Below are 23,269 nucleotides of genomic sequence, written 5' to 3'. Positions count from 1 at the left end.
CGGTTATAAGAACCACATAAATACCGTCATCGTTGTTCTCCTACATTTCGAAAGTCGTTTGTTCACCAAGGAGGTGAATTGTGAGTCTGTCGTTAAAAAGTAAACTGATTGGCACCAGCGTTTTCGCGGTCGCTTTTATGGCGCTGGTGCTGACCACGCTAGCCGCCAACCAATTAAAGCATGAAACGGCGGCCAGCTTACAGGCTCGGGTCAATGGCATCGCCAAATCTGCTACTAGCGCAATTAACCAGTGGTTAACCATTCGTGGCAGCATTGTCACCTCGGTGATTCCGCATACAGGACAGGAGAATTTTTTACCTTTTTTACAGCAAGGCCAACAAGCGGGCGGATTTGATTTGCTCTATTTTGGGACTGAGCAAGGCAGCATGCATCGCTCGATTCCTGAACGCGGTGCTTCTGATACCAGTTATGACCCGCGTACACGTGGTTGGTATCGCGATGCGAAGGCGCAGAATCGACAGATATTGAGCAACGTTTATGCTGATGCGATTACTCGCCAATTAATGGTCACAATTGCTGAACCTATTTCTCGTAATGGACGTCTATTTGGGGTAATTGGTGCCGATGTATTGATCGATCAATTGGTGAAAGATGTGATTGCCATCGACGCAGGAGCAAAATCGTCGGCGTTATTGGTTAATGGCAATACAGGCAATATTATAGCTCATCGCAATGCCGATTTGATTTTAAAACCGCTCAACACTTACAGCTCGAATTTAACCATGGCGGTGATTAACCAATCGGTTAAGGATAATCAGGTTCAAGAAGTGAAGGTCGGTGGCGTTGATAAGTTCTTCTTTTTTTCGAAAGTACCGGGTACCGAGTGGTTATTGGGTATTGAACTTGATAAGTCTGTTGAACTGGCCACCATGAGTAGCTTAATGCGTCAATTAATCATCACGGCCGTTATTATTACCGGTTTGGTGGCCGTCCTGGTTGCATGGTTAGTCGGTTTCCTGTTTCGAGATCTTAATCGGGTATCGAGCGCTTTGGCCGAAATCGCTGAAGGGGATGCGGATTTAACTCAGCGTATTGAGCCTCGTTATCAGGATGAAGTCGGTGCATTAGCCAATAACTTTAATAAATTTGTTAATAACATGCATAGCATGATCACCCGATTACAAGACGTATCGCGTGGCTTAAATTTACAAGCGGAGAGTACGGCAGAACAAGCTCATGAGCGAAGCTTACGGATCACCGTGCAACAAGACGAGATTAACATGGTTGCGACAGCGATTAATGAAATGGCGGCAGCCACTCAAGAAATCGCCAGTAATGCGGATAATACTGCGGCTACCGCATTGGATACGGTGAAAATATCTCAGCATGGCGCAGAGCAAGTTGAGCATACGCAAGCGTCGATAGGCAATCTTTCTAAAGAAGTCTTGGTGGCGAAAGGTGTCATTGAAAACCTCAATCAACATGCACAAAACATCAATGCCATATTATCGGCAATTCAAGGTATTGCGGAGCAAACTAACTTATTGGCACTGAATGCGGCAATTGAAGCGGCCAGGGCGGGTGAGCAAGGCCGTGGCTTTGCAGTGGTAGCAGATGAAGTGCGAGTTCTGAGCCAAAGAACTCATGACTCAACTCAAGAGATCCAGAAAACCATCGAAACGTTGCAGAAAACGACGGCACAGGCGGTGGGCATCATGAACGACAGTAGCAAGTTATCGGAAAGCAGTGTCGAAGATGCCAATGTTGCTGCGCAAAGTTTGGCGCAAATCAGCGCTTCTGTCGGAACGATCAGCGATATGGCGACTCAGATAGCCACTGCGGCAGAAGAACAAGCTTCCGTAACAGAGGAAATTACCCGTAATACACAAGCCATTCGTGATGTCTCTGATGGCCTCGCCAATGAAGCCAAAGAAGCGTCGCATCAAGCGTCGCTGCTATCGAAGTTATCTAAGGAACTACAAAGCGAAATTAACCGCTTTAAGTTGTGAGTCGACCAAGCCTAGGTTTGAGATGACCTAGGCTGCTTTGGGGCAAGTAAAGAGGTGTTGGTTAGTACCTGTGACCCTTCTTGATTCCGACTCTCGGTTTTTTCTACCATCCTCGCCGCTTTGTTGCTTTCCCCTCTCGTTATCCAGTACACTTTCAAGGTCTTTTTTCCTCCATCATTAGAGTGACTATGTTACAGAACCCTTTGCAGCTTCGTCTTGAGAAGTTTGAACCTTGGCAACAGATTACCTTTATGGCTTGCCTTTGTGAGCGCATGTATCCTAATTACGCTCTATTTTGTCAGCAAACAGAATTTGCTGATGCACGTCGTTATCGTGATATTTTGGATAGCGTTTGGGAATTAATGACTGTTAAAAATGCCAAGATTGACTTTGATCGTCAGCTAGAGAAGCTCGAAGAATTGATCCCAACGACGGAAGCGTTTGAGCTGTATTTAGTCTATCCGGCGATTGACGCTTGTGAAGCGCTAGCGACGTTATTGCATGGTTTGCTTGATCGAGATGATCTCTATGAATCGATGCAAAAAGTCAGTCAAATATCGGTGCGTACGGTGGCTCAGTTAGAAGAAGCGCAAACCGGTGAAGTGATCACCAATGACAACCAAAAGAGCAATGGAGCGGTGTGCGCTGAATGGGATGTGCAATGGGCGATTTTTAGACCCTTGCGTGAAGTTACCGAGCGAGACATTGAATTGATTAAAGACCTGCGCCATGAACTGCGTGATGACTGTATGAGCAATATTGGTTTAACGTTAGGCTAGTTACCCCGATACTCTGTTTATTTACGGCGCTACGTCGTTTGAGTATTGCGAGCGATATTCATCATCCAACCTCAATTTTAAGGAGTGTCCCATGCTGGAATCAATGGCTCAATGGCTGAGTCAGTATGATATTGAGTTATCAAGAATTATCCCTATTGCTGAGGCTTTGGGATTGATTGTACTGATTGCTGTTGCGATTCATGTATTCCTTCATCGGGGGGTGGTGAGATGGTTAAAACAACATGCCGATGACTCTCAAGCCTCTTGGCGACATGTGTTGTTTGCTGGCAATTTATTCAGTCGCATTGCTTTGTTGATCCAAGGTGCGGTCATCGGTGTGCAAACCCAACTGTGGTTATCACAAGACAGCGCTTTGCGTGAGGTGATACTGACCTTAGTGGCGTTATGGGTGGTGGTATATGGGCTGTTAGCCTTTTACTCGTTGCTTAATGTGTTGGAAATCTTGCTATCGAGAACCGCCGTTGGCCGCACGATGCCATTACGAGGGTTAAACCAAAGCCTCAAAATCATTTTATTTATTATTGCCACGTTATTAGTGACGTCGATATTAATCGGTAAGTCGCCGGTACTGCTTCTCAGTGGTGTCGGTGCGATGACGGCGGTGATCATGTTGGTGTTTAAAGACCCAATTTTGGGCTTAGTCGCAGGGGTGCAGTTATCGGCCAATAAAATGCTCAGTGTCGGTGATTGGTTAGAGATGCCCAAATATGGCGCAGATGGCGATGTGATTGACATCAGCTTAACCACGGTCAAAGTGCAAAACTGGGATCGTACCATCACCACGATTCCAACTTATGCGCTGATCTCCGACTCTTTTAAGAACTGGAAGGGGATGCGTGAGGCTGGTGGTCGACGCATTAAGCGCAGTGTTTTAGTGGATGCGACGAGTGTTCAGTTTTTAACGGAACAGGCTATTGAGCGCTTAACTCATGCCCAGTTATTAGAACCGTATATTAAGCAAAAAGTACAAGAAATTACCGTTTATAATCGTGAGCATCAGGTTGATGAAAGTAGCCCTATTAATGGCCGAAGATTAACGAACTTAGGCAGTTTTCGCGCTTACTTAGAGCGTTACTTGCGGGCTCATCCAGAGATTCATCAGCATATGACCTTGATGGTCCGTCAGCTTGCACCAACCCATGAAGGCATCGCTTTAGAGCTGTACTGTTTCACTGCCACGACCGTTTGGGTTGAGTATGAGCGCATTCAGTCGGATATTTTTGATCATCTATATGCAGTCTTACCCGAATTTGGTCTGCGTGTATCTCAAGCTCCGACGGGCAATGATTTTCGTCAATGGCAAAAAGCGTCGTAAGTCGACGCTTTTAACGGTCAGAAGATGAAGTTAGCGGCTATTTGGCTCATCCTCGTCTCGGCTTTCAATAACACCATGAGCCTGTTTCCATTGTTCCCAGCGTTCAGTCGCTAATTGCTGCATGTCGGTGACTTTGTCTGCTTCGTCAAGGATCTCTTCACCGACAAGGTGTTCAAACACATCTTCTAGGGTTAGCAAGCCTTGCACGCTGCCATATTCATCGACGACTAACGCGAGCTGCTGACGTTTTTTCATCATCTGATCAAACGCTTTCGGTAAGGTTTGTGTGTTAAGTACAACATGCAACGGGCGCATCACATTACCGAGCTTTTGAGCGCCTTGATGGTTTTGTTGCCATTTGAATAGCTCTAGTCTGTGTACAAAACCAATCACATTATCTGTCTCTCCGCTATAAATCAGTGGTCGTGAAAATGGTGTGTCACTATGTTCATGCAAAAACTCATCAATGCTCATATCGGCACTGACTCTGAAAAGTACCGTTCGCGGTGTCATGACTTGAGTGACGGGAACATCGCTAATAGAGAGCAGATTGTTGAGTATTTTCGACTCTCCTTCGGCTAACTCGCCACTTTCATTAGCCATTAATGCCATCGCGGAGAGTTCATCACGCAATTTTATCGATGGTTGCTGAGGGGCTAAACGTTTTGTGATCTGTTGTGAAAACCAAATGAAGGGGCTTAAAGCCCAAATCATCCAATGCAATACATTGGCAGAGATAGGCGCTAATTGACGCCAATAGGTGGCACCCAAGGTTTTGGGGATAATCTCAGATAAGACTAAGATAGCTAAGGTTAGCAATGCCGAAAATAATCCCAGCCACTGGTTACCAAAAACAAGGCTTGCCTGAGCACCAGCACTTGCTGCCCCGACGGTGTGGGCGATGGTATTTAAAGTGAGGATTGAGGCTAACGGGCGATCAATATCTGCTTTTATCAGCGAGAGTTTTTCAGCACTTGGGTGATCTTGCTGTCGTAATTGAGCTAGGTAGCTTGGAGTGATACTGAGCAGTACAGCCTCTAATACGGAGCAAATAAAAGAAACGCCAATCGCGATAGTCACGTATAAGCTTAATAGCAGCATAACAGCCTTAATAATAGGTTCATTTTCCGGATTATTGACACAGTATAGCTACTCTATATCGCTATACTTGTTCACTTCAAGGTCAAGATTCTTGTTCATTGCTACTGGCTGACTATTCCAAGTTATGGGTATCCAATCAGTAGAGAGTTTGATCGTCTTTGTCTATAAATAAAGGCGCTAGTAGGTTAAAACAAGGTCAGGCGAGGCTTGAAAATACAGTAAATTGTGAGTGAATACTCATATTATGGTTAAAAGTACGTCAGAGAAGCACAACGGATACGACAAACCTTTGCCAGATAGGGCATTTATGTTTTAGAGTGGGTTCGATTTGATAACCTATAAGAAGGGAAACCTAATGAACAAGACCCAATTAATCGACTTTATTGCAGAGAAAGCAGATCTTTCTAAAGTACAGGCTAAAGCTGCTCTTGAAGCGACTCTTGGTGCGGTTGAAGGTGCACTTAAAGAGGGCGACCAAGTTCAACTAATTGGTTTTGGTACATTTAAAGTTAATCACCGTGCGGCGCGTACTGGCCGTAATCCAAAAACCGGTGAAGAGATCCAAATTTCAGCCGCTAATGTTCCAGCATTTGTTGCCGGGAAAGCACTGAAAGATTCATTGAAGTAATTTATACTACGCCGAGATATTCTATCTCGGCGTCTCTATCATGAAAAAATTCCTCTCACTTCTTCTTACCCTGCTTCTTATCGGCTGTGCTTCTTCTGTTCCTCATGCCAATCTTGATCAACGTAATGACTATGTCGGTGGTCAAACGATGGGCGATGCGACGCATTTCTATTGGTATACCGAATATCAAAATCGTCCGGCTCATGGTGCTGATCAGGTACTAATGGGCGACTACGGCTGGTATCAAACCAATTATCGCTGGGAGTCTGGTTCTGTGCGTGAAGTGGTCCGCGAAGGCATGCAGCTAAGAGGCGCGCAATTGGTCCCTTACCGCGTACATGTGCGTTTTAACCAACAAGGCGAAGCGGTTTATCAGCAATTTCGTGTCGATGGTAAAGTGCTGCCGCTAAACTTAGAGCAACGTAGTGAGTATTTGCAGCAAGCTCAGCAACTGGTTGAAATGAGCAAGCAGCAAGCGCGTCAAGGCTGGTCTTTATATCAAGGCGTGTGGGACGGACAAAGCTTAACCAGCTGTACCGGACGTCGTTTTTCGCAAGTGCTTTGGCCGTTGACAACGCCAGAGCATGTGATGGAACGTTTGAAAACTCCTCATTATGTTGCCTTGTTGGGTCGAGTAAGCAGTGCTCAGTTGCAAGTCGACAGCGTGTTATCAGTGGCAGAGCCTGACAGAGGTTGCATGACTCAACCAGCACTGATTGATGCCGATTAAATTGCTCGATAACCAGACAAGATAACCAGACAAACGGTAGAGATGCTCGATTGAGATAGCCGCGAGAAAATCAAAAAAGCCGCTTATGCGGCTTTTTTGGTGATGACCGAGTCATCAGTAAGAGTAGTAACGCCTACTTTGCTTGCTCACGAGCAATCGCTCGGTAGCCAATATCATGACGATAGAACATGCCTTGCCACTCTATTTGCTGAGCGAGCTGATAAGCGCGCTGCTGAGCTTGGGAGACGCTTTCTCCTAATGCCGTGGCGCATAATACTCGTCCCCCGTTGGTCACCACAGCACCTGATTGATCACTGGTACCAGCGTGGAAGACTTTCTCTCCAGCGACTTCTTGCGTCGGCAAACCAGAAATTACATCTCCTTTACGATAATCGGCTGGGTAACCACCAGCGGCAAGCACAATGCCAATCGATGCACGTGGATCCCATTTCGATTCTACTTGATCAAGTTTGCCATCCAGCGCCGCTAAGCACAGCTCAACCAAATCTGATTGCAGTCGCATCATAATCGGTTGGGTTTCAGGATCACCAAAGCGGCAATTGTATTCAATTACTTTCGGTGTGCCTTGAGCATCAATCATCAATCCCGCGTAGAGAAAACCTGTGTAAGGATTACCTTCCGCTGCCATGCCGCGCACAGTGGGGTAAATCACTTCACGCATCACACGATCGTGTACGTCTTGAGTGACGACCGGGGCAGGAGAGTAAGCGCCCATTCCGCCAGTATTTGGGCCAGTATCAGCATCACCAACGCGTTTATGATCTTGGCTGGTGGCCATCGGCAGTACATTTTTACCATCGACCATGACGATAAAACTGGCTTCTTCGCCATCGAGAAACTCTTCAATGACGACGCGGCTGCCCGCCTCGCCAAAGCTATTATCCGCCAACATATCTTGGATGGCGTCTTCAGCTTCTTGCAGCGTCATCGCAACAATGACCCCTTTACCCGCCGCCAGACCATCGGCTTTGACGACGATCGGTGCGCCTTGTTCACGTACATAAGCCAGCGCTGGCTCAATCTCGGTAAAGTTAGCGTAAGCGGCCGTCGGAATATTATGGCGAGCGAGAAAATCTTTGGTAAAGGCTTTTGAACCTTCTAATTGTGCCGCCGCTTGAGTGGGGCCGAAAATCGCTAGTCCCGCGTCACGGAATGCATCAACCACGCCAAGCACGAGAGGGATTTCAGGGCCAACAATGGTGAGGGCAATGTTTTTTTGCTGAGCAAAGGCGACTAAACCGGCAATATCTTCTACGGCAATATTGACGTTTTCTAGCTTAGGTTCAAGCGCGGTCCCCGCATTACCCGGAGCGACAAAGACGGTTTCAACTTGATGATTCTGTGCGACTTTCCAACCCAGAGCGTGCTCACGGCCACCAGAACCAATAACGAGAACTTGCATAATGACTTCCTTAAATTTTAAAGGCTCTAGGACCTAGAGCCTAGAACCTAAATCAATGACGGAAATGACGCATTCCGGTAAAGATCATTGCCATTCCGTGTTCATTGGCGGCAGCAATCACTTCATCATCGCGCATGGAACCACCGGGTTGAATGACACACTTGATTCCCGCTTGGGCTGCTGCATCGATTCCGTCACGGAAAGGGAAGAAAGCATCAGAAGCCATTACGCAGCCTTCGACTTGCAAACCTTCGTCAGCAGCTTTAATACCGGCGATTTTAGCCGAATACACCCGGCTCATTTGTCCTGCGCCGACACCGATGGTCATATCTCCTTTGGCGTAAACAATCGCGTTCGATTTAACGTATTTCGCGACTTTCCAACAGAACAGTGCATCTTTAAGCTCTTCTTCCGTCGGTTGACGAGTGGTAACAACATTAAGATCATCAACAGTAACCATACCTTGGTCGCGATCTTGTACCAACAAGCCACCGTTAACTCGTTTGAGATCGAAACCAGTGGTTTTACTCGACCATTCACCGCTCGCCAGTAAGCGAACATTCTTTTTCGCCGCGATAATCTCAGCCGCTTGCTCAGAAACGCTTGGAGCGATGATCACTTCGATAAATTGGCGTTCAATAATTGCCGTTGCTGTGTCCGCATCGAGCTCGCGGTTAAAAGCAATAATGCCACCAAAGGCTGAGGTTGGATCGGTTTGATAAGCGCGCTGGTAGGCTTGAAGAATATCGCTACCTAAGGCGACACCGCATGGATTCGCGTGTTTGACAATCACACACGCGGGTTCAGCGAATTCTTTCACACATTCAAGCGCAGCGTCGGTATCGGCAATATTGTTGTACGACAATGCTTTGCCTTGAATTTGACGCGCGGTCGCGACTGAGGCTTCTTGTGGGTGAGCTTCTACATAAAACGCTGCCGCTTGATGGCTGTTTTCGCCGTAGCGCATGTCTTGTTTTTTGATGAACTGCGCATTAAAAGTTCTTGGGAACTTGGAGTCCTCATCCCCTTCTTGATTGTCGCCATAAGAGGGAACCCGCGTGCCGAAGTAGTTGGCGATCATGCCATCGTAAGCGGCGGTATGTTCAAAAGCAGCAATGGTGAGATCGAAACGGGTATCTAGAGTTAGAGCGTTGTCGTTAGCATCCATTTCTGCAATCACACGTGAGTAGTCGTGGGCATTGACCACGATCGTTACGTCTTGATGGTTTTTCGCCGCAGAACGCACCATGGTTGGCCCACCAATGTCGATGTTCTCAACCGCATCGGCTAATGTGCAACCGGCTTTCGTAACGGTATCAGCAAAGGGATACAGGTTTACCACCACCATATCGATTGGTTGAATGCCATGTTCTGCCATGATGGCGTCATCTTGACCACGACGGCCTAAGATTCCGCCATGCACTTTCGGGTGTAACGTTTTTACGCGTCCATCCATCATTTCTGGAAAGCCAGTATAATCAGACACTTCTGTCACAGTGAGGCCATGCTCGGCTAAAAGGCGAGCGGTGCCGCCCGTTGAGAGAAGTTCTACGTCACGTTCTGCAAGTGCTTGAGCGAATTCAAGAATACCCGTTTTATCAGAGACGCTGATCAGAGCGCGGCGAATAGGGCGAGCGTTGTTCATGCTTCCACTTTCCTTTCATTGATGGAGTGTATTTGCCCAAGCAATCACGGATAACTTGGGTATAATCAAAATGTTTTACCACAAAGCGCCTTCTCATCCCAAGCACGGTAATGTCATGCGCCGATGATGAGCGTTGTTCTTGTGTGAAGATGGCGCATATTCTAGCCAAATTCTGGTTAAAGGTCTTGCGCAATCGTTTGGCATGAGGAAAATAATCGTTAAAAGTCATTTTTTCAAGTAAAAAATCCATTGGCTTTACGGAGGAAAATCAATGTTTCAGATCGGCGAGTTAGCTAAGCGTTGTGGCGTATCGAGCGATACCCTACGTTTTTATGAGAAAAACGGTTTAATCAAGCCTGCGGGGCGTAGAGAATCGGGTTATCGCTTGTACAGTGAGGCGAATCAGCGCCAAGTGAGCTTTATTTTAAAAGCTAAAGCACTGGGCTTGAGTTTGGACGAAATTAAAGAATTACTGGAAATTAAGCTTGAAGCGACCGAACACAGCTGCGCTGAAGTGAAATCGATCACCAGCGCGAAACTGACGTTAATTGATGAGAAAATTGCTGAGTTAACGCGTATTCGCATCGCATTAAAGAAGATCAATGATGCCTGCTGTGGTGACACCGATGATGATGCCAGTCACTGTTCCATTTTAGCGGCGTTGGAATAACCAACCTGAGTTTGCATTTTTAGTGGTTTTGTTGCGCAATTTAACTTAGAAACAGTACCACCCCTGCTCACTCAAGCGATGGGGCTTCCCTATGTTTGTGTTATTTGGCCAGCTTCCAGTTATCAGTTTTGTAACGTATTTTAGGCATGAGGCTACGACGTAATGTAGCTGGTTAGATCGCAGCCTCTTGACTTAGTTCCATCGATTTAGTTTACGCAACAAAGCCAATTCACTGTTGAGCAATAAAGCTTTGTAGAGGCATCTCTTCAGCGGCCGGCAATTCGAGGGCGATATTTACTTCCCCTAATTTAGTGATGTAATTAATCAACGAGTCGGTATAAAGCAAACCTGTATCTTCACGACGCGCATCGTCTTCATAGATAGGCTTCATCGTGTCATAACGGTCGCCACCTTGAGCAATAAAATCATTAGTGACAACAACGTAAACCGAGTTGGTATCGATAGGCTGCCAATCGCTATCATCACGGCGACGCGCTTCCACGTTAGTGACGCGTTGACCTTTTTCGGCGTTCATATCGACATTAAAACGCAGGTTGGCCGCCGCAGGGAATGCACCAGATGAGTTATTGGCGACAACGTTATCTATTGCATCTTCCAACGTAGCGATGATCTCTTGCCCCGTCATTTCTAAGTTAACGAGGAAATTACTGAACGGTAAAACATCAAAGGCGTTACCAACACTCACATTGCCTTCATCAATACTCGTACGTACGCCACCAGTATTTTGAATCGCAATATCCGCACGCAAGGAAAGATCCATAAAAGCTTTAGAGACAATATGTGCCATCACACTGCCATGTTTATTGATGAAGTTACGCTCTGGTGTACCAGGACCACATAAACTGCCTGAGCCATGATTACTACCGGGTACACGCTCATTACATAACTTACTGTTACTGCTATTGATAATGGTTGCTTTTTTGGTGTCAATCTCATCGGCAAAGTTCTTTAATAAAGCTGCTGTCGCCACATCATCCTCAACCAATGTCAACTCAGGGATGGCTTTGGCTGCTAGAACAAAAGCTTGGTTTTCGATATCAGAAAAAGGAGCTGGTGTTCGATCACTATTTTTAAACTGTTGACTGAGTAGAATATGCGGCTGACCAAAGCAGTTTTTCACTTCACCACTCGCTGTAAACTCAACCGTTAACTCTCCTACCGCTTTGCTGTTATCCCACGCTTGTACGATACAGGTGGTATGGCCATCAGCATTAGTCACCTTGGTTGGATAATCCCCCGCTGGAGAAAAACCGACCGAATTCAAACGCTGTGCATGGCCTAGCAAGGTGTGACTATCGCCACCGACGATCACATCCACATCAGTTAATTTCGCGGCCATGGCCAGATCATTTTGATAAGTTTGATGCGTTAACAGTATGATTTTATTAACACCCTTGGCTTTTAATGTATTGATATATCTCTGCGCTGTTTCGGCTTCGTTAAGGAAAACCGTATCTTTCGATGGAGAGGAAGATGCTTGAGTTTTACTGGATATATCAATACCAATCACGCCAACCTGATGCCCGTCGAATTCATAAACTTGATAAGGCTGATATTTACCTGCTATCGGATTATCGTTTGGCACTTCAATATTGGCCGCTAAAACATGTGTATTGCATGTTCCCTCGGCAAGCTTATCCAAAAAATGGGCTAAAGATTGGTTTCCATCATCAAACTCGTGGTTACCTAATGCGAAAGCATCAAAACAGACTTGATTCATCATTAAGGCATCAGGCAATTCCTCACGAAACAAGCTATAAAACATAGTACCGGTAATTGCATCGCCAGCGTGCAGTTTTAGTAAATTTTTATGTTTCGCCTCAAGCTGTTTAAACTGAGTAACCAGCTTGGCGTAACCACCGATATCATTACGTACCGAAGTCTCAACACCATCCGCATTAGGGAGAGTTAAGACCATATTGCTATTTGCATCCAACTTTGAATGGTGGTCGTTAATATGAGCGATTGTAAGCGTTAACCCCTTATCATCGCTATTGTTACAACCCGCCAAGCCAGCAACAATCGCACACGTCAATAGTGTCTTATTTCGAAATATCATGGTGTTACCTCTTTTTCCTGTAGAGTCATCAGTCTACTCAATCATAATGAAGGATTGATTAACGTTTTATTGCTCAAAGTGAAGAACAAGATGAACGGCTTATATCCATAAATAAATTTCAATGATGATAGGGGCCGAGATTCACCAAGTATGTGAATGTAATCGATTTACTGTGCCTTTTTTACAAATAAATTAATAAGTTAACTGTATGTGTTGGCAGGGAGATGGGTATCACTATTATTTTTTGCTTTAATTATACGCCTTAGCCACTCGGCCTAAAGAACTTAACTGGTAGTGCTCGGTATAAGCAGGGATAAACACCGATTGCCCTTTATGGATGGTAATACTTTGTCCATCAGCGGCGGTTAAGGTGGCGTCATGATCAATCGCGAGCAGAATTTCTGCACTAGAGACGTTGACTAAGCACTGGTTCGGCTGCGGGTAAATGGCAAATTTAAAATCGGCGACGGGCACCGCAAAGAGTAAAACGTCATCCGTGACTTGAGGGGTGAAAAGTAACGTTGAGGCCGGTTTTTCGGCAAATTGTGTGCATTTCGCCAACTCTGTAATGTCGATATGTTTAGGGGTTAATCCAGCCCGTAATACATTATCCGAATTGGCCATAATTTCTAATCCGGTGCCTTTCAGGTACGCATGAGGGGTTCGAGCATCAAGATACATCGCTTGCCCAGGCTTTAAGGTCAGAACATTGAGTATCAGTGGGGCAAATAAACCAATGTCATGCGGATAGGTTTCTGACAGCCGGATAATCAGTTGGCAAAGAGCATGTTCATGATGTGTCTGTGCATAAGCGATGAGTTGTTCGATGGCCACTTGTTTTTCCGAACCCGAGAATGATAACAGCTCGGTAAAAAACCTTTCCAGTCCGGCTTCCGTTTGATGTTGTTCTAGGTGTTCAAGCAAAGGCTGTAAAGGCTCAATCGCTAACCGTTGAAAGTGTTCAACAATCTCGTTTATCGGCCGAAAGCCGTTCATCGCTTGATAGTCGGTCAGTGCGTACACCAATTCAGGTTTATGATTGGGATCTTTGTAATTACGGTGAGCAGCGGTGAGCGGTATTTGCGCCGCATTTTCTTTGGCAAAGCCTTGCTCGGCTTCTGATTTACTCGGGTGAACTTGAATTGAGAGCGCTTGCTCTGCGGCGAGTATTTTAAAAAGATAGGGAAGTTCGCCAAAGGTTTGTGTGGTATGAGCGGACAAAAAAGACACGGGATCGCTAGCAATCAATTCACTGAGGAGTGTCGGTTGACCTTGGTATTCTACCCGTGAGCAACCGTTAGGATGCGCCCCCATCCATAATTCGGCTTGGGGTTGTTGCTGAGGGTTCGCTATCTCAAAAAGCTGGGAGAATGAATCAATACTACCCCAAGCATAATGCTGAATGGTATTACTCATTAAAAAGAAAGGCTTAGTCTCGATATCACTCATTGGTTTGAATCCTATGAAAAAAAACTCCTGGGATGAAACAGAAGTACAACTGATGGTGTTGCTTTTGCTGGTGGTTTAAATGTGATGAATGTGGTTAAGAAAACTTAACCACATTCTATCATTGATTACTGGTTATGCTGGTGGAGCGTTCAACGGTTTCACTCGCCGAGATTCTTTGTTATTGCTCGATTCAGTGGATGATTGATGCCAGTAATGAGGCCTAACCATCGTGAGAATCAGTTTTAAAAAGCTAAACCGCGGCCGCTAAGCGTTGCGAGTGACGCATTTTTTTCAGGCTAAGGCAGACAATCGCGGTGACCAGTGTACCAGCTAACATACAAATAATGGCTAGTAGGGGCTTATTCATCGCGCCAAGTAGCGCAACAACGGGGCCTCCATGTGCAACGCTATTGGTGATGCCAAAAGAAAAGGCCATCACCGCGGCAACCATCGAGCCGATCACGTTAGCTGGGATCACCGACATCGGATCTTGCGCGGCAAAAGGAATTGCCCCTTCAGAAATGCCGACCAACCCCATTGCGCCCGCTGCTTTTCCGGCTTCAATTTCAGACGCTTCAAACAGATTCAATTTACGTCCTAATACGGTTGCCAGACCCATACCCAGTGGTGCAACCGGAATCGCACAAGCCATTGCGCCCATAAATTGCGTTTGACCACTGGCGATCATTCCCACGGAGAAGAGGAAAGCCACTTTATTAAAAGGCCCACCCATATCAAAACCTGCCATGCCGCCAAGAACAATACCCAATAATACGACGTTACCTGTACTCATGGAGGTTAAAAGCGCCGTTAAGCTGTCCATCAAACTGGCAATAGGAGCGCCAATAATAAAGATAAATAAGCCGGAAATGAATAGGGAGCCGACGATGGGGGCGATCATGATGGGTACTAAAGGTTGAATAAACTTATGGTAGTGAATGCTGGTGAGCCATTTCACAAAGTAACCGACCAATAAGCCCGCAATGATCGCTCCGATAAAGCCAGTGCCCGCTTCTGCGCCATAAAAAGAACCATTATTGGCGATCCAACCACCAATCAAACCGGGCGTTAACGCTGGGCGATCGGCAATCGCATAGGCGATATAACCTGCTAAAATAGGGATCATTAAGGTGAAGGCGACAACGCCGACATCCAGCACCTTATTCCACATGCTATCGGCAGGAATCGCCATGCCAGCTTCGGTAGGTTGGCCACCAATCGCTAACGATAATGCGATCAGTAGACCGCCCGTGACGACAAAGGGGATCATGTGTGATACCCCATTCATTAAATAACGATACAGGTCGGAGCGTGCTTGCGATGCTTTACTCTTATTATCTTGAGAATGATGACCACGAGTATCCGCTTGATAATGAGGGGCTTCTAAGGCTCGCTCAATCAAGGCTTTGCTATTACGAATCGGCTCTTTTACACCGGTTTCAATCAGTTTTTTACCAGCAAAACGCAAAAGATCGACCTGCTTATCGCAAGCGACAATGATCGCCTCCGCGCGAGCGATTTCCTCCGCCGATGGGCTATTTTTAACCCCTATCGAGCCGTTGGTTTCAACTTTAATCGTATAGCCTAATTCGGCTGCGCCTTTTTCTAACGCTTCGGCCGCCAAATAGGTATGAGCAACGCCAGCCGGGCAGCCAGTGACGCCAATCAGAAAGCCTTTATCGGCGGTTATGCTGGTGGTAGGTTGAGATTTGGCGAGTAGCAGTTCAAGAGCTTGTTGCTCGGTTTTAGCATCGAGAAAGCGTTCAATAAACCCTTCTTCAATCAGTTTTGAGGACAGTTCAGCGAGCACCTCAATATGGTGATTGTCACCGCCATCGGGGGAGGCAATCATAAAAAACAATTGTGAGGGCAGGCCATCTTCTGCGCCATAATCGATCCCTTGACGACTGACGCCGATCACTAGTGCTGGGTGGATTACTGCTGCACTTTTCGCGTGTGGAATGGCAACCCCTTCTTCAAAGCCAGTATTACCGAGCGCTTCTCGGGCATGAATATCGGCTAAAAATTGCTGTTTATCAGACAGACGTCCTTGTGACGCCAGTATTTCGACCAGCTCTTCCAGCACGCCATTTTTATCGGTCGCAGAAAGGTCGAGCTTAATCAACTGTTGATTAATCAGTTCAGTGATCATGTTTTTCCCTTACCTAGATGTTGTTTTAGTCGTCACATTTTGCACCTAGAGAGTGATCGGCTATAGTCTCCTAAAAATACATTTACTGGATTATTGTAACTTCATTGATTAACTGTGATCCAAATCCATTTTTATTGATAGTTATATTCTTATTGTCTAATGGTATTAATTTTTTATAAAACAGTTATTTAATGTCGTTTCTCTCTTTGTTTTTAATGTATCTGCGAAATTTAACGCATTAAATAAAATAAACAATAGGATTATTGTTTCATTATTCGAGTAGCCTATGAGTCAGGTATTCAGTCACATTATTGAAGCCATTTTGGCGGAGAGGGAGCAGGGCCAGAGAATTTGGTTTGCTGGTGATCATCACACGCCGCCTGCTTTTAGCTATCAGGTCAATTTCCCTCGCTTAGAGCTCGTGCTGAAAGGGTGCTATCGTAATTTGATCGAAGATGATGTGCATGGCATTGAATCTGTAGATATTTTTACAGGGGATGCGCTTTATATTCCGCCCAACTGTTGGAATAAACCCGATTGGCAAGAAGAGTGCTCAGTATTAAGTCTATTATTTGGTCGACGACAATTAGGCTTTAGTTTTGTTGCGAAACGTCAAGGAGAGAGCGGATTTTACGATGTCCAAAAATTCAGTATCAAAACTCGGACTGGTTATGCAATGGACAATATTTTAGAAAGCTTAAATGCCATCGCTAGGGAACCTAAAAAGTCGCCGATCGATGAGCATTTGTTATGTGCTCTGCTTGCCTATACGTTACGAATTCTTGAGCCTTCACAAGGTGCGCCGAAAAAGCGTGGAGAAGATCTTTATCAGGGTATCTGCATCTATATCCAGGAGAATTTTCACCGCACGATCACTCGAGATAGTATTGCGCAACGGTTTAATATTTCCCCCAACCATTTATCGCGCCTTTTTCGACAGCAGGGGCATATGACGTTAGTGGATTATTTGACTTGGGTACGCATGGAACGCGCGAAATTTATGCTTAAAAAATATCATTTTCGTCTGCATGAAGTGGCCACTCGGTGTGGCTTTCAAGATGTGAACTATTTTTTCCGTGTCTTTAAAGAGCGTACAGGGATGACGCCATCTCAATATCGGGCGCGTATTCAATGAGCCATGATATGTAACAAAAGACCTTTTAAATGGGCTTCGTTGGGTTGCTGAAAAAGCAATTGTTGGTGGTGGCTCTCAATCAGCCAGCGTGTTAATCGAGTGGCGGCCATGATTTCTTCTTTTTTGATGGGATTCCGCTTTGGTAAAATTAAACCAATAATGAATCGGGTCTCTGCCTGTGTACTCCCCCAATTAATCGCTTGATCTAACGTGAGTACACAAAGATAAGGTGTTGATATGTGTTCACTAATAACATGAGGTAGCGCAATACTCGGCGGTAGTGTTGTGGCGGCAATCGCTTCTCTGGCAAGGAGCTGACGGATTAACGCTGACTCATCAGCAGAATTGGCTTGCTGGGCAATATAGTGTAAGCAGTCTTTTTGATTAGCGAATTCAGCCTTTAATAAGCTGTGCCATTGTATGGTAAAGGGTAAACTAAACGTTGAGTGGTTGGCCAAGATGGCTTCTGCCGATGCGTTTTTGGTATGTGAGCTAGCAAAGAGCGTTGTATGTTGGCGTAGATATTCCGTGAGCACCATGCAAGCCAGTTCGGCATCTAGCCCTTCAATCGCAATTTGGCAAACATCATGTCGACAACTGCCAATACTTAATACATGAAGAGTATCACTCAGCGTTGCTTGTTGATCGCGAGTAATATTGTATAAAACAAACATCGAGCGAAAGTAACTCGTTAATTGCTTGATTTGATGGAGCTGCCAAGCTGTAAAGCCATTTCCCTCAAGGATAAAACTAATCCGACTGACCATCATTAAGACTTTAAACACCGATCGATAACAAGTTGCACATTGGTCAGCACTTCTTCAATTGAAAATGTCAGGGTTTCGCAGCCTTTGAAGCGTTCTTTTTCATCTATCTCAATATCAGAGACGATCAGTCGACGATCGGCATGCATGATGTCATGAAGGGTGAGCGGATTTTCAATGCCCATTGCGCCTTGGGTTTCGATTTTGATGGTGATGTTGCGTTTCGTGGCTTCTTTACGCAGTGCTTCCGCCGCCATATAAGTGTGAGCTATCCCTGTGGGGCACGCCGTTACCGCAATGATCTTCACTCTCTTTGCCTCAATAGTGGTGGTTGGAGAGTTTATCATAAACACTTTTAGTGCTCTTCCCCAGCTTTATCCATAACCGTTTTATGGTGATGTAATGACTTTTGAGGTTTCCTCGATTGCACGCTAAACCGTGCAGCCGAGGAAAGAGGGGCAGAGTTAGTGCGCTATTTCAGATGGTTAAAAAGAGTATTGAGCACTTAAGTAAAACTCACGTGGTGCGCCGGGCATGATTTGCGTGGCTCCGGTGGCACTGACGTAATAGTCCTTATCCAATAGGTTTTCGACACTCAACTGCGTTTTCCAATCTTGCCATTGATAACCGATGCGCGCGTCAAGGCGGGCGTAACCGGGCAACGTGGTGGTGTTATTGGTGTCGGCAAAACGATCGCCTACTGCCGTTATGCCGGTTTCACCAAACCAACCTTGCCCATGTTGGTAAGCAAGGAAAAGCTGCCCATTAAGTTTGGATACCGCACTTGGGCGATTGCCTTGGGTATTGGCCTCTGATTTGATGATTTTGGCATCTTGCCAGCCGATCCCGCCGCGCAGTGACCAGTGGTCGTTAAGATAAGCTTTGATGTCTAACTCGACGCCATCAGTGCGTTGTAAACCAGTGAGGATGGTCACTTCAGGATCGAGTGGATCTTTCATGCGGCGATTGTACATTTCTAAACGATATACCGATAACGTGGTGGCGATTCGGCCATTGAGCCAATCACTTTTTACTCCCGTTTCATACAAGCGACTGTTCTCGGGATCGAGTTCATTGGCTGGGTTACCCGGAGTAATGCCAATCAATCCGCCGCCAACCGGTGAGAAGGTTTTACTGTAAGAGACGTACAGGGCGTGATCGGTGACGGGATTCCACACTAAACCTAAGCGAGGGCTGAGTGTATAAGAGGTTTGGGTCTCTTGTTTATTGGTATCAATACGTTGTGTATTGACGTAAAACTCATCGTAGCGCAGGCCCATTAATAGGTGCCAATCGTTGATACTGAGCTGATCTTGCACATACACGCCACTGGTACGAACCTTGTGCTTAGCATCACTCGATAAGGCCATCTCTCCTTGGTAAGTGGGCAATTGATCCGGCTGGTAGAGATCGCCAGCGGGGATGGATTGCTTATTACGATAGAGTGTCGGTGTGCGTTCTTGCCAACTGTGCTCAATACCTGTTAATAGACGGTGACGGATTGGCCCTGTCGTAAATTGGCCTTCCATTTCGAGTTGGTTGGTTAAAGTGTTCGCCTTGAGAATTTGTTGCCAGCGGTTTCTCACCACTTGATCGCCTTTGACTTGCACGACATAGGTGTTATCAAATTCACTATCGAGCTTGATGTAACTGAGTTGCTGGCGCAGTTGCCAACTATCGTTGATCTGCCAGGTTAAACGTGAACGAGTCGCTTCACTAACGTCGTTAATAAAGTCACGTGAGGTATCACTGTATACGGCACGGTTAGCGACCTCTGCTGGGCGGCCATTAACACTAGGAATGCCGCGATCTGGCGTTCGGTCATGAGCGTTGCGCTCATATTGGATTAACCAGTTAAGATCGTCGTTAATGGTCCAAGCCAACGAAGGAGCAAAGAGCGTGCGTTTGCTGTTGACGCCATCACGAAAGCTGTTGTTATCTTCTTGCGCCATGTTTAAACGCACTTGTACATCATCATGCCACTCACCGTTTAAATCGACGGCTAAACGTTGATAATCATGGCTACCGATCCGAGCATGAATACTGGACTTTTGGCCTTTGTGGGGTGTTTTACTGACCCGATTGATGATACCGCCACTACTGCCTCGACCATAGAGTACCGCCGCTGGCCCTTTCAGAATTTCCACACTTTCAATGTTGCCTAAATCTCGGGTGTATTGCATATCATCACGAAAACCATCGAGGTAGAAATCGTTACTGGCGCCAAAGCCGCGAATCATTACGCTATCAAAACGAGTATCGTTGACCGCATCAATACCAGGAGTACCAACCAGTGCGGTACTTAACGAGGCTGGTGCAAAGGCGGTGAGTTGCTCGGCAGATACACTATTGATGGTCTGTGGTATCAACTTAGCGGGGGTTTCGGTACGCGTCGCCGTTGATACGATTGGATGTTGACTACTTTGACTGGTAATCGTTATGGTTTCAGGTTGAGTGTCCGCTTGCGTGAAGGTTGCGACAATCGCAAGGCACAGCAAGCTTGGGCGAAGAGAATGAGAGATAAAGTGCATATAAGTACTGACTAAAAAGTTGTTTATCTCTTACCCACGTCATCGACGACGAGTGAGGATTATTGACTCGCCTAAGTATTAACGTCATGAGTTATCGACGTAGTGTAAGAGTAATGATCAACGGGTTAATAATAAGGTTGTGAATAATAATTGTTATTATTTACATTTCAAGTGTTAATTTATCTTTGAGGCTTAATTAATACGATCGGTGTATGGATGACAAGGGGGGAGTGATGATCAAGCGGCAATGATATCGACATCCGGTGGCATCTTGCGCCGACACCACCGAGCTGCGTGACTCAGAGAAACATTAGCGGTAGGTCATCAGATTCATATCTTCAAACCATTTGGTCAGCTCCGCTTTGGAAAGGTGAGCGGTTTGCTCGATCATTGTTCGAGTCAAGTGAGGGGCGAATTTAGCAATAAAATCATACATGTATTGCTGTAAAAACAGGTTTTTGCTGTAGCACAACCAAGCATAGCAGTCTGGTACTAAGCCTTCGAGAGAGCGAACGACAATACTATCGCTCATCGTGTGGGTAGCAACAGAGGCGATAAGCCCGACTCCCACCCCCAGCCTGACGTACTCTTTGATCACTTCGGCATCCATGGCGGTAACGATATACGTCGGAGTCAGCCCACGTTTAGCAAATGCGTCATCGATGGCCATACGACCGGTTGATTTTAATTCGTAGCTGATTAATTTTTCTTGAGCCAGTTGCTCAAGAGTGATGTTTTCGACGTCAGCCAAAGGGTGGTTGAGTGGCAAAATTAAACTCAGTGACCATTTATAGGCGGGTAGCACGGTTAAATCGGCTTGCTCGTCAATTTCTTGGGCAACGACAGAGAAGTCATACGGGCCTGTTGGTAGGGTATTACCACGGCTATCAGGTTCGATGGTGCCCATGTGCAGCGAGACTTTAGGGTATTTATTCATAAAGTAGCGCACGGTTTCGGGCAGTAAAAATTTCGCGATAGCGTTGGTGGTATGAATGTTCATTCTTCCGCGATCGGGTGCGGTAACGCTGGCCGAAATGGCTTTGATTTTCTCTTCAATTTCGAGCATTTTGCTCGCTTCTTGAATGATTTGTTGACCAATTTCGGTGGCACCAGACAGATGCTTACCTTGTCGCTCAAAAATTTGTACGCCGAGCTCCCCCTCAAGTAATGCCACCTGTTTACTGATCCCCGGCTGTGAGGTAAACAGTTTTTCTGAGGTTAACGAGATATTATAGCCATTGCGCTGTATCTCTCGGATGTAGCGCAGTTGCTGTAATTTCATGGGTGATCTCCTGAGGTTGACTCGGCTGTATCATCGGGCATCGCCAGTTCTTGGCATGCTTTTCAGTTATATAGATAAGGGATTGTTATAACAATATTTATCTTATCAGAGCAAGTGAAGAATCAATAAAAAAGGCTTACCGTGGTAAGCCTTGATGAATTTTGTAGCCTGATGCTGAAATTAATTCATGCCGTATTTTTTCAGTTTCTTACGAAGAGTGCCGCGGTTGATACCCATCATGGTTGCTGCGCGAGTTTGGTTACCGCGAGTGTATTGCATGATGATGTCTAATAGTGGCTGTTCAACTTCGGCTAGAACTAATTCGTAGAGTTCAGTCACTTCCTGACCATTTAACTGGGCAAGGTAGTTTTTAAGAGACGCTTTAACGGAGTCGCGCAATGGTTTTTGCGTGATTTGATCTTGTGAAGTTACGGTAGTTACGGTTAAAGCTTCTGAAGTCAGATTTTGTTCGAACATATTCGGTCTAGCTCTTCTCTTAATTATGATGCAACGTTATCAAAATAACCTTCAAGTGCTTCTATCTGCAGCGGAGCTGCTTCAAGCGCATTGAAGATACGGCGAAACTCACTGGCTTGTTCATGTTCTTTTAGGTACCAGCCTACATGCTTACGCACAATTCTAGGGCCTAAATACTCACCATAAAACTGATGGAGAGCGTGCACATGACCAAGCAAAATGTCTTTTACTTCCTGAGCCGGAAGTTCAGGCATGGTGGTACCGCTTTCCAAATAGTGTTGGATTTCCTGAAAAATCCATGGACGACCTTGGGCAGGTCGACCAATCATTAAAGCGTCAGCACCGGTATAATCCAGCACCTGTTTCGCTTTTTGCGGAGAATCAATGTCTCCGTTCGCGATGACAGGAATGCTGATCGCCTGTTTAACGGCTTTAATACTGTCGTATTCTGCCTCTCCTTTGTACATACAAGTACGAGTTCGCCCATGAAGCGCAAACGCCTGTATGCCGCAGTTTTCGGCTAATTGAGCGATATAAACACAGTTTTTATTGTCTGTGTCCCAGCCCGTTCGGGTTTTGAGGGTGACAGGAACCTTGACTGCATCGACGACCGCTTTAAGAATGTGTTCAACCACATCCGGATAACGGAGTAATGCAGAACCCGCGAGCTTTTTATTCACTTTTTTTGCAGGACAGCCCATATTGATATCGATGATTTGCGCACCGTTTTCAACACTGAACTGTGCTGCTTCTGCCATCTGCTGTGGATCGCTACCTGCAATTTGTACTGAGCGAATGCCCGATTCGCCTTGATGCACCATGCGGTTTTTCGATTTATCGGTTTTCCATAGTGCGGGATTGGAGGACATCATTTCGCTGACGGCCATTCCTGCACCATAACGGAGACACAACTCACGAAACGGCCTATCGGTGACTCCAGCCATCGGAGCCACGATGAGGTTATTGTTAAGTTGATGATTTCCGATTTTCAAAACGTCTTCACAGCTTCATACCAGTAAGGGCGCGCATTTTACGCATTTTTTTACGGTGTGAAAAGACTAATATTTGAGCATTGGGCAATTGTTTTTGTAAATTGCCCATATTTCAATCAATTAAC

At 45.8% G+C, this 23,269-nt stretch carries 20 protein-coding genes; 7 read left to right on the top strand and 13 right to left on the bottom strand.

All coding sequences use genetic code 11. From position 1 onward, the window contains the following. Nucleotides 1–80 precede the first annotated feature (80 nt). The 3 genes from CAG58_RS15305 to CAG58_RS15295 all read left to right on the top strand — a co-directional run bounded on the left by CAG58_RS15305 (nt 81) and on the right by CAG58_RS15295 (nt 4,085). Nucleotides 81–1,970 carry a methyl-accepting chemotaxis protein gene (locus CAG58_RS15305; RefSeq protein ID WP_161426342.1) on the top strand — a complete coding sequence of 630 codons (1,890 nt, stop codon included), beginning with the start codon at nt 81–83 and terminating at the stop codon, nt 1,968–1,970. A gap of 188 nt (nt 1,971–2,158) precedes the next feature. Beyond that, nucleotides 2,159–2,749: a YjaG family protein gene (locus tag CAG58_RS15300; protein ID WP_161426343.1), complete on the top strand. Its 591-nt coding sequence runs from the start codon at nt 2,159–2,161 to the stop codon at nt 2,747–2,749. A gap of 91 nt (nt 2,750–2,840) precedes the next feature. After that, nucleotides 2,841–4,085: a mechanosensitive ion channel family protein gene (locus CAG58_RS15295; RefSeq protein ID WP_158144373.1), complete on the top strand. Its 1,245-nt coding sequence runs from the start codon at nt 2,841–2,843 to the stop codon at nt 4,083–4,085. A 30-nt stretch (nt 4,086–4,115) separates the two neighbouring features. Here the strand turns inward: CAG58_RS15295 and CAG58_RS15290 are convergent, their stop codons facing one another. Next, entirely contained in the window at nt 4,116–5,186 is a 1,071-nt protein-coding gene (locus CAG58_RS15290; protein ID WP_161426344.1) for a CNNM domain-containing protein, read from the bottom strand. A 355-nt stretch (nt 5,187–5,541) separates the two neighbouring features. Here CAG58_RS15290 and hupA point away from each other — a divergent pair, with 355 nt between their 5' ends. Further along, the gene (gene hupA, locus CAG58_RS15285; RefSeq protein ID WP_004397369.1) at nt 5,542–5,814 is read left to right on the top strand and encodes a nucleoid-associated protein HU-alpha; all 273 of its coding nucleotides are present in this window, start codon (nt 5,542–5,544) and stop codon (nt 5,812–5,814) included. 40 nt (nt 5,815–5,854) lie between these two features. After that, nucleotides 5,855–6,544, top strand: a complete 690-nt coding sequence (locus tag CAG58_RS15280) for a DUF1481 domain-containing protein (RefSeq protein ID WP_154169404.1) — start codon at nt 5,855–5,857, stop codon at nt 6,542–6,544. 133 nt (nt 6,545–6,677) lie between these two features. Here the strand turns inward: CAG58_RS15280 and purD are convergent, their stop codons facing one another. Genes purD through CAG58_RS17175 form a run of 3 tightly spaced genes read right to left on the bottom strand, consistent with a single transcriptional unit; the run spans nt 6,678 to nt 9,862 of the window. Then, nucleotides 6,678–7,967, bottom strand: a complete 1,290-nt coding sequence (purD, locus tag CAG58_RS15275; protein WP_161426345.1) for a phosphoribosylamine--glycine ligase — start codon at nt 7,965–7,967, stop codon at nt 6,678–6,680. 52 nt (nt 7,968–8,019) lie between these two features. Further along, complete coding sequence (purH, locus tag CAG58_RS15270; RefSeq protein ID WP_161426346.1) at nt 8,020–9,612, bottom strand: bifunctional phosphoribosylaminoimidazolecarboxamide formyltransferase/IMP cyclohydrolase; 1,593 nt, start codon at nt 9,610–9,612, stop codon at nt 8,020–8,022. Beyond that, on the bottom strand, nt 9,566–9,862 hold the full coding sequence (locus CAG58_RS17175; RefSeq protein WP_233268193.1) for a hypothetical protein: 297 nt from the start codon (nt 9,860–9,862) through the stop codon (nt 9,566–9,568). Before CAG58_RS17175 ends, purH begins: the two co-directional genes overlap by 47 nt. Before the next feature lie 21 nt (nt 9,863–9,883). Between CAG58_RS17175 and zntR the strand changes: the two genes are divergently transcribed. Next, nucleotides 9,884–10,282 carry a Zn(2+)-responsive transcriptional regulator gene (gene zntR / locus CAG58_RS15260; RefSeq protein WP_161429728.1) on the top strand — a complete coding sequence of 133 codons (399 nt, stop codon included), beginning with the start codon at nt 9,884–9,886 and terminating at the stop codon, nt 10,280–10,282. Between the two features lie 229 nt (nt 10,283–10,511). Here the strand turns inward: zntR and CAG58_RS15255 are convergent, their stop codons facing one another. The 3 genes from CAG58_RS15255 to CAG58_RS15245 form a co-directional block, all read right to left on the bottom strand. Next, nucleotides 10,512–12,362 carry a 5'-nucleotidase C-terminal domain-containing protein gene (locus CAG58_RS15255; protein ID WP_161426134.1) on the bottom strand — a complete coding sequence of 617 codons (1,851 nt, stop codon included), beginning with the start codon at nt 12,360–12,362 and terminating at the stop codon, nt 10,512–10,514. Nucleotides 12,363–12,611: 249 nt separating this feature from the next. Beyond that, complete coding sequence (gene manA, locus CAG58_RS15250) at nt 12,612–13,811, bottom strand: mannose-6-phosphate isomerase, class I (RefSeq protein WP_161426135.1); 1,200 nt, start codon at nt 13,809–13,811, stop codon at nt 12,612–12,614. Nucleotides 13,812–14,061: 250 nt separating this feature from the next. Beyond that, a complete protein-coding gene (locus tag CAG58_RS15245) occupies nt 14,062–15,963 on the bottom strand; it encodes a PTS fructose transporter subunit IIABC (protein WP_161426136.1) in 1,902 nt (633 codons plus the stop codon). Between the two features lie 286 nt (nt 15,964–16,249). Here CAG58_RS15245 and CAG58_RS15240 point away from each other — a divergent pair, with 286 nt between their 5' ends. Beyond that, nucleotides 16,250–17,098 (top strand): helix-turn-helix transcriptional regulator, encoded by an 849-nt coding sequence (locus CAG58_RS15240; protein WP_158137700.1) that lies wholly within the window; start codon nt 16,250–16,252, stop codon nt 17,096–17,098. Here the strand turns inward: CAG58_RS15240 and CAG58_RS15235 are convergent. The 6 genes from CAG58_RS15235 to dusB all read right to left on the bottom strand — a co-directional run bounded on the left by CAG58_RS15235 (nt 17,092) and on the right by dusB (nt 23,144). Beyond that, nucleotides 17,092–17,883, bottom strand: coding sequence for a PTS sugar transporter subunit IIA (locus CAG58_RS15235; protein WP_161426371.1), 792 nt, complete (start codon nt 17,881–17,883; stop codon nt 17,092–17,094). The genes CAG58_RS15240 and CAG58_RS15235 overlap by 7 nt on opposite strands. After that, nucleotides 17,868–18,170: a PTS fructose transporter subunit IIB gene (locus CAG58_RS15230; RefSeq protein WP_158144365.1), complete on the bottom strand. Its 303-nt coding sequence runs from the start codon at nt 18,168–18,170 to the stop codon at nt 17,868–17,870. The genes CAG58_RS15235 and CAG58_RS15230 overlap by 16 nt, the downstream gene beginning before the upstream one ends. A 177-nt stretch (nt 18,171–18,347) precedes the next feature. Next, the gene (locus tag CAG58_RS15225; protein ID WP_161426370.1) at nt 18,348–20,393 is read right to left on the bottom strand and encodes a TonB-dependent receptor; all 2,046 of its coding nucleotides are present in this window, start codon (nt 20,391–20,393) and stop codon (nt 18,348–18,350) included. 310 nt (nt 20,394–20,703) lie between these two features. Then, the gene (locus CAG58_RS15220) at nt 20,704–21,675 is read right to left on the bottom strand and encodes a LysR substrate-binding domain-containing protein (protein ID WP_158137706.1); all 972 of its coding nucleotides are present in this window, start codon (nt 21,673–21,675) and stop codon (nt 20,704–20,706) included. A 180-nt stretch (nt 21,676–21,855) separates the two neighbouring features. Then, on the bottom strand, nt 21,856–22,152 hold the full coding sequence (gene fis, locus CAG58_RS15215; RefSeq protein ID WP_004397332.1) for a DNA-binding transcriptional regulator Fis: 297 nt from the start codon (nt 22,150–22,152) through the stop codon (nt 21,856–21,858). A gap of 23 nt (nt 22,153–22,175) precedes the next feature. Then, on the bottom strand, nt 22,176–23,144 hold the full coding sequence (dusB, locus tag CAG58_RS15210; RefSeq protein WP_158137708.1) for a tRNA dihydrouridine synthase DusB: 969 nt from the start codon (nt 23,142–23,144) through the stop codon (nt 22,176–22,178). Nucleotides 23,145–23,269: the final 125 nt, after the last annotated feature.

Origin of the sequence: Vibrio sp. V31_P5A7T61 (assembly GCF_009904895.1) — a bacterium.
Classification (GTDB): domain Bacteria; phylum Pseudomonadota; class Gammaproteobacteria; order Enterobacterales; family Vibrionaceae; genus Vibrio; species Vibrio metschnikovii.
Note: the sequence above shows the minus strand (reverse complement) of the source record. Positions and strands in the feature narration are given on the sequence as shown.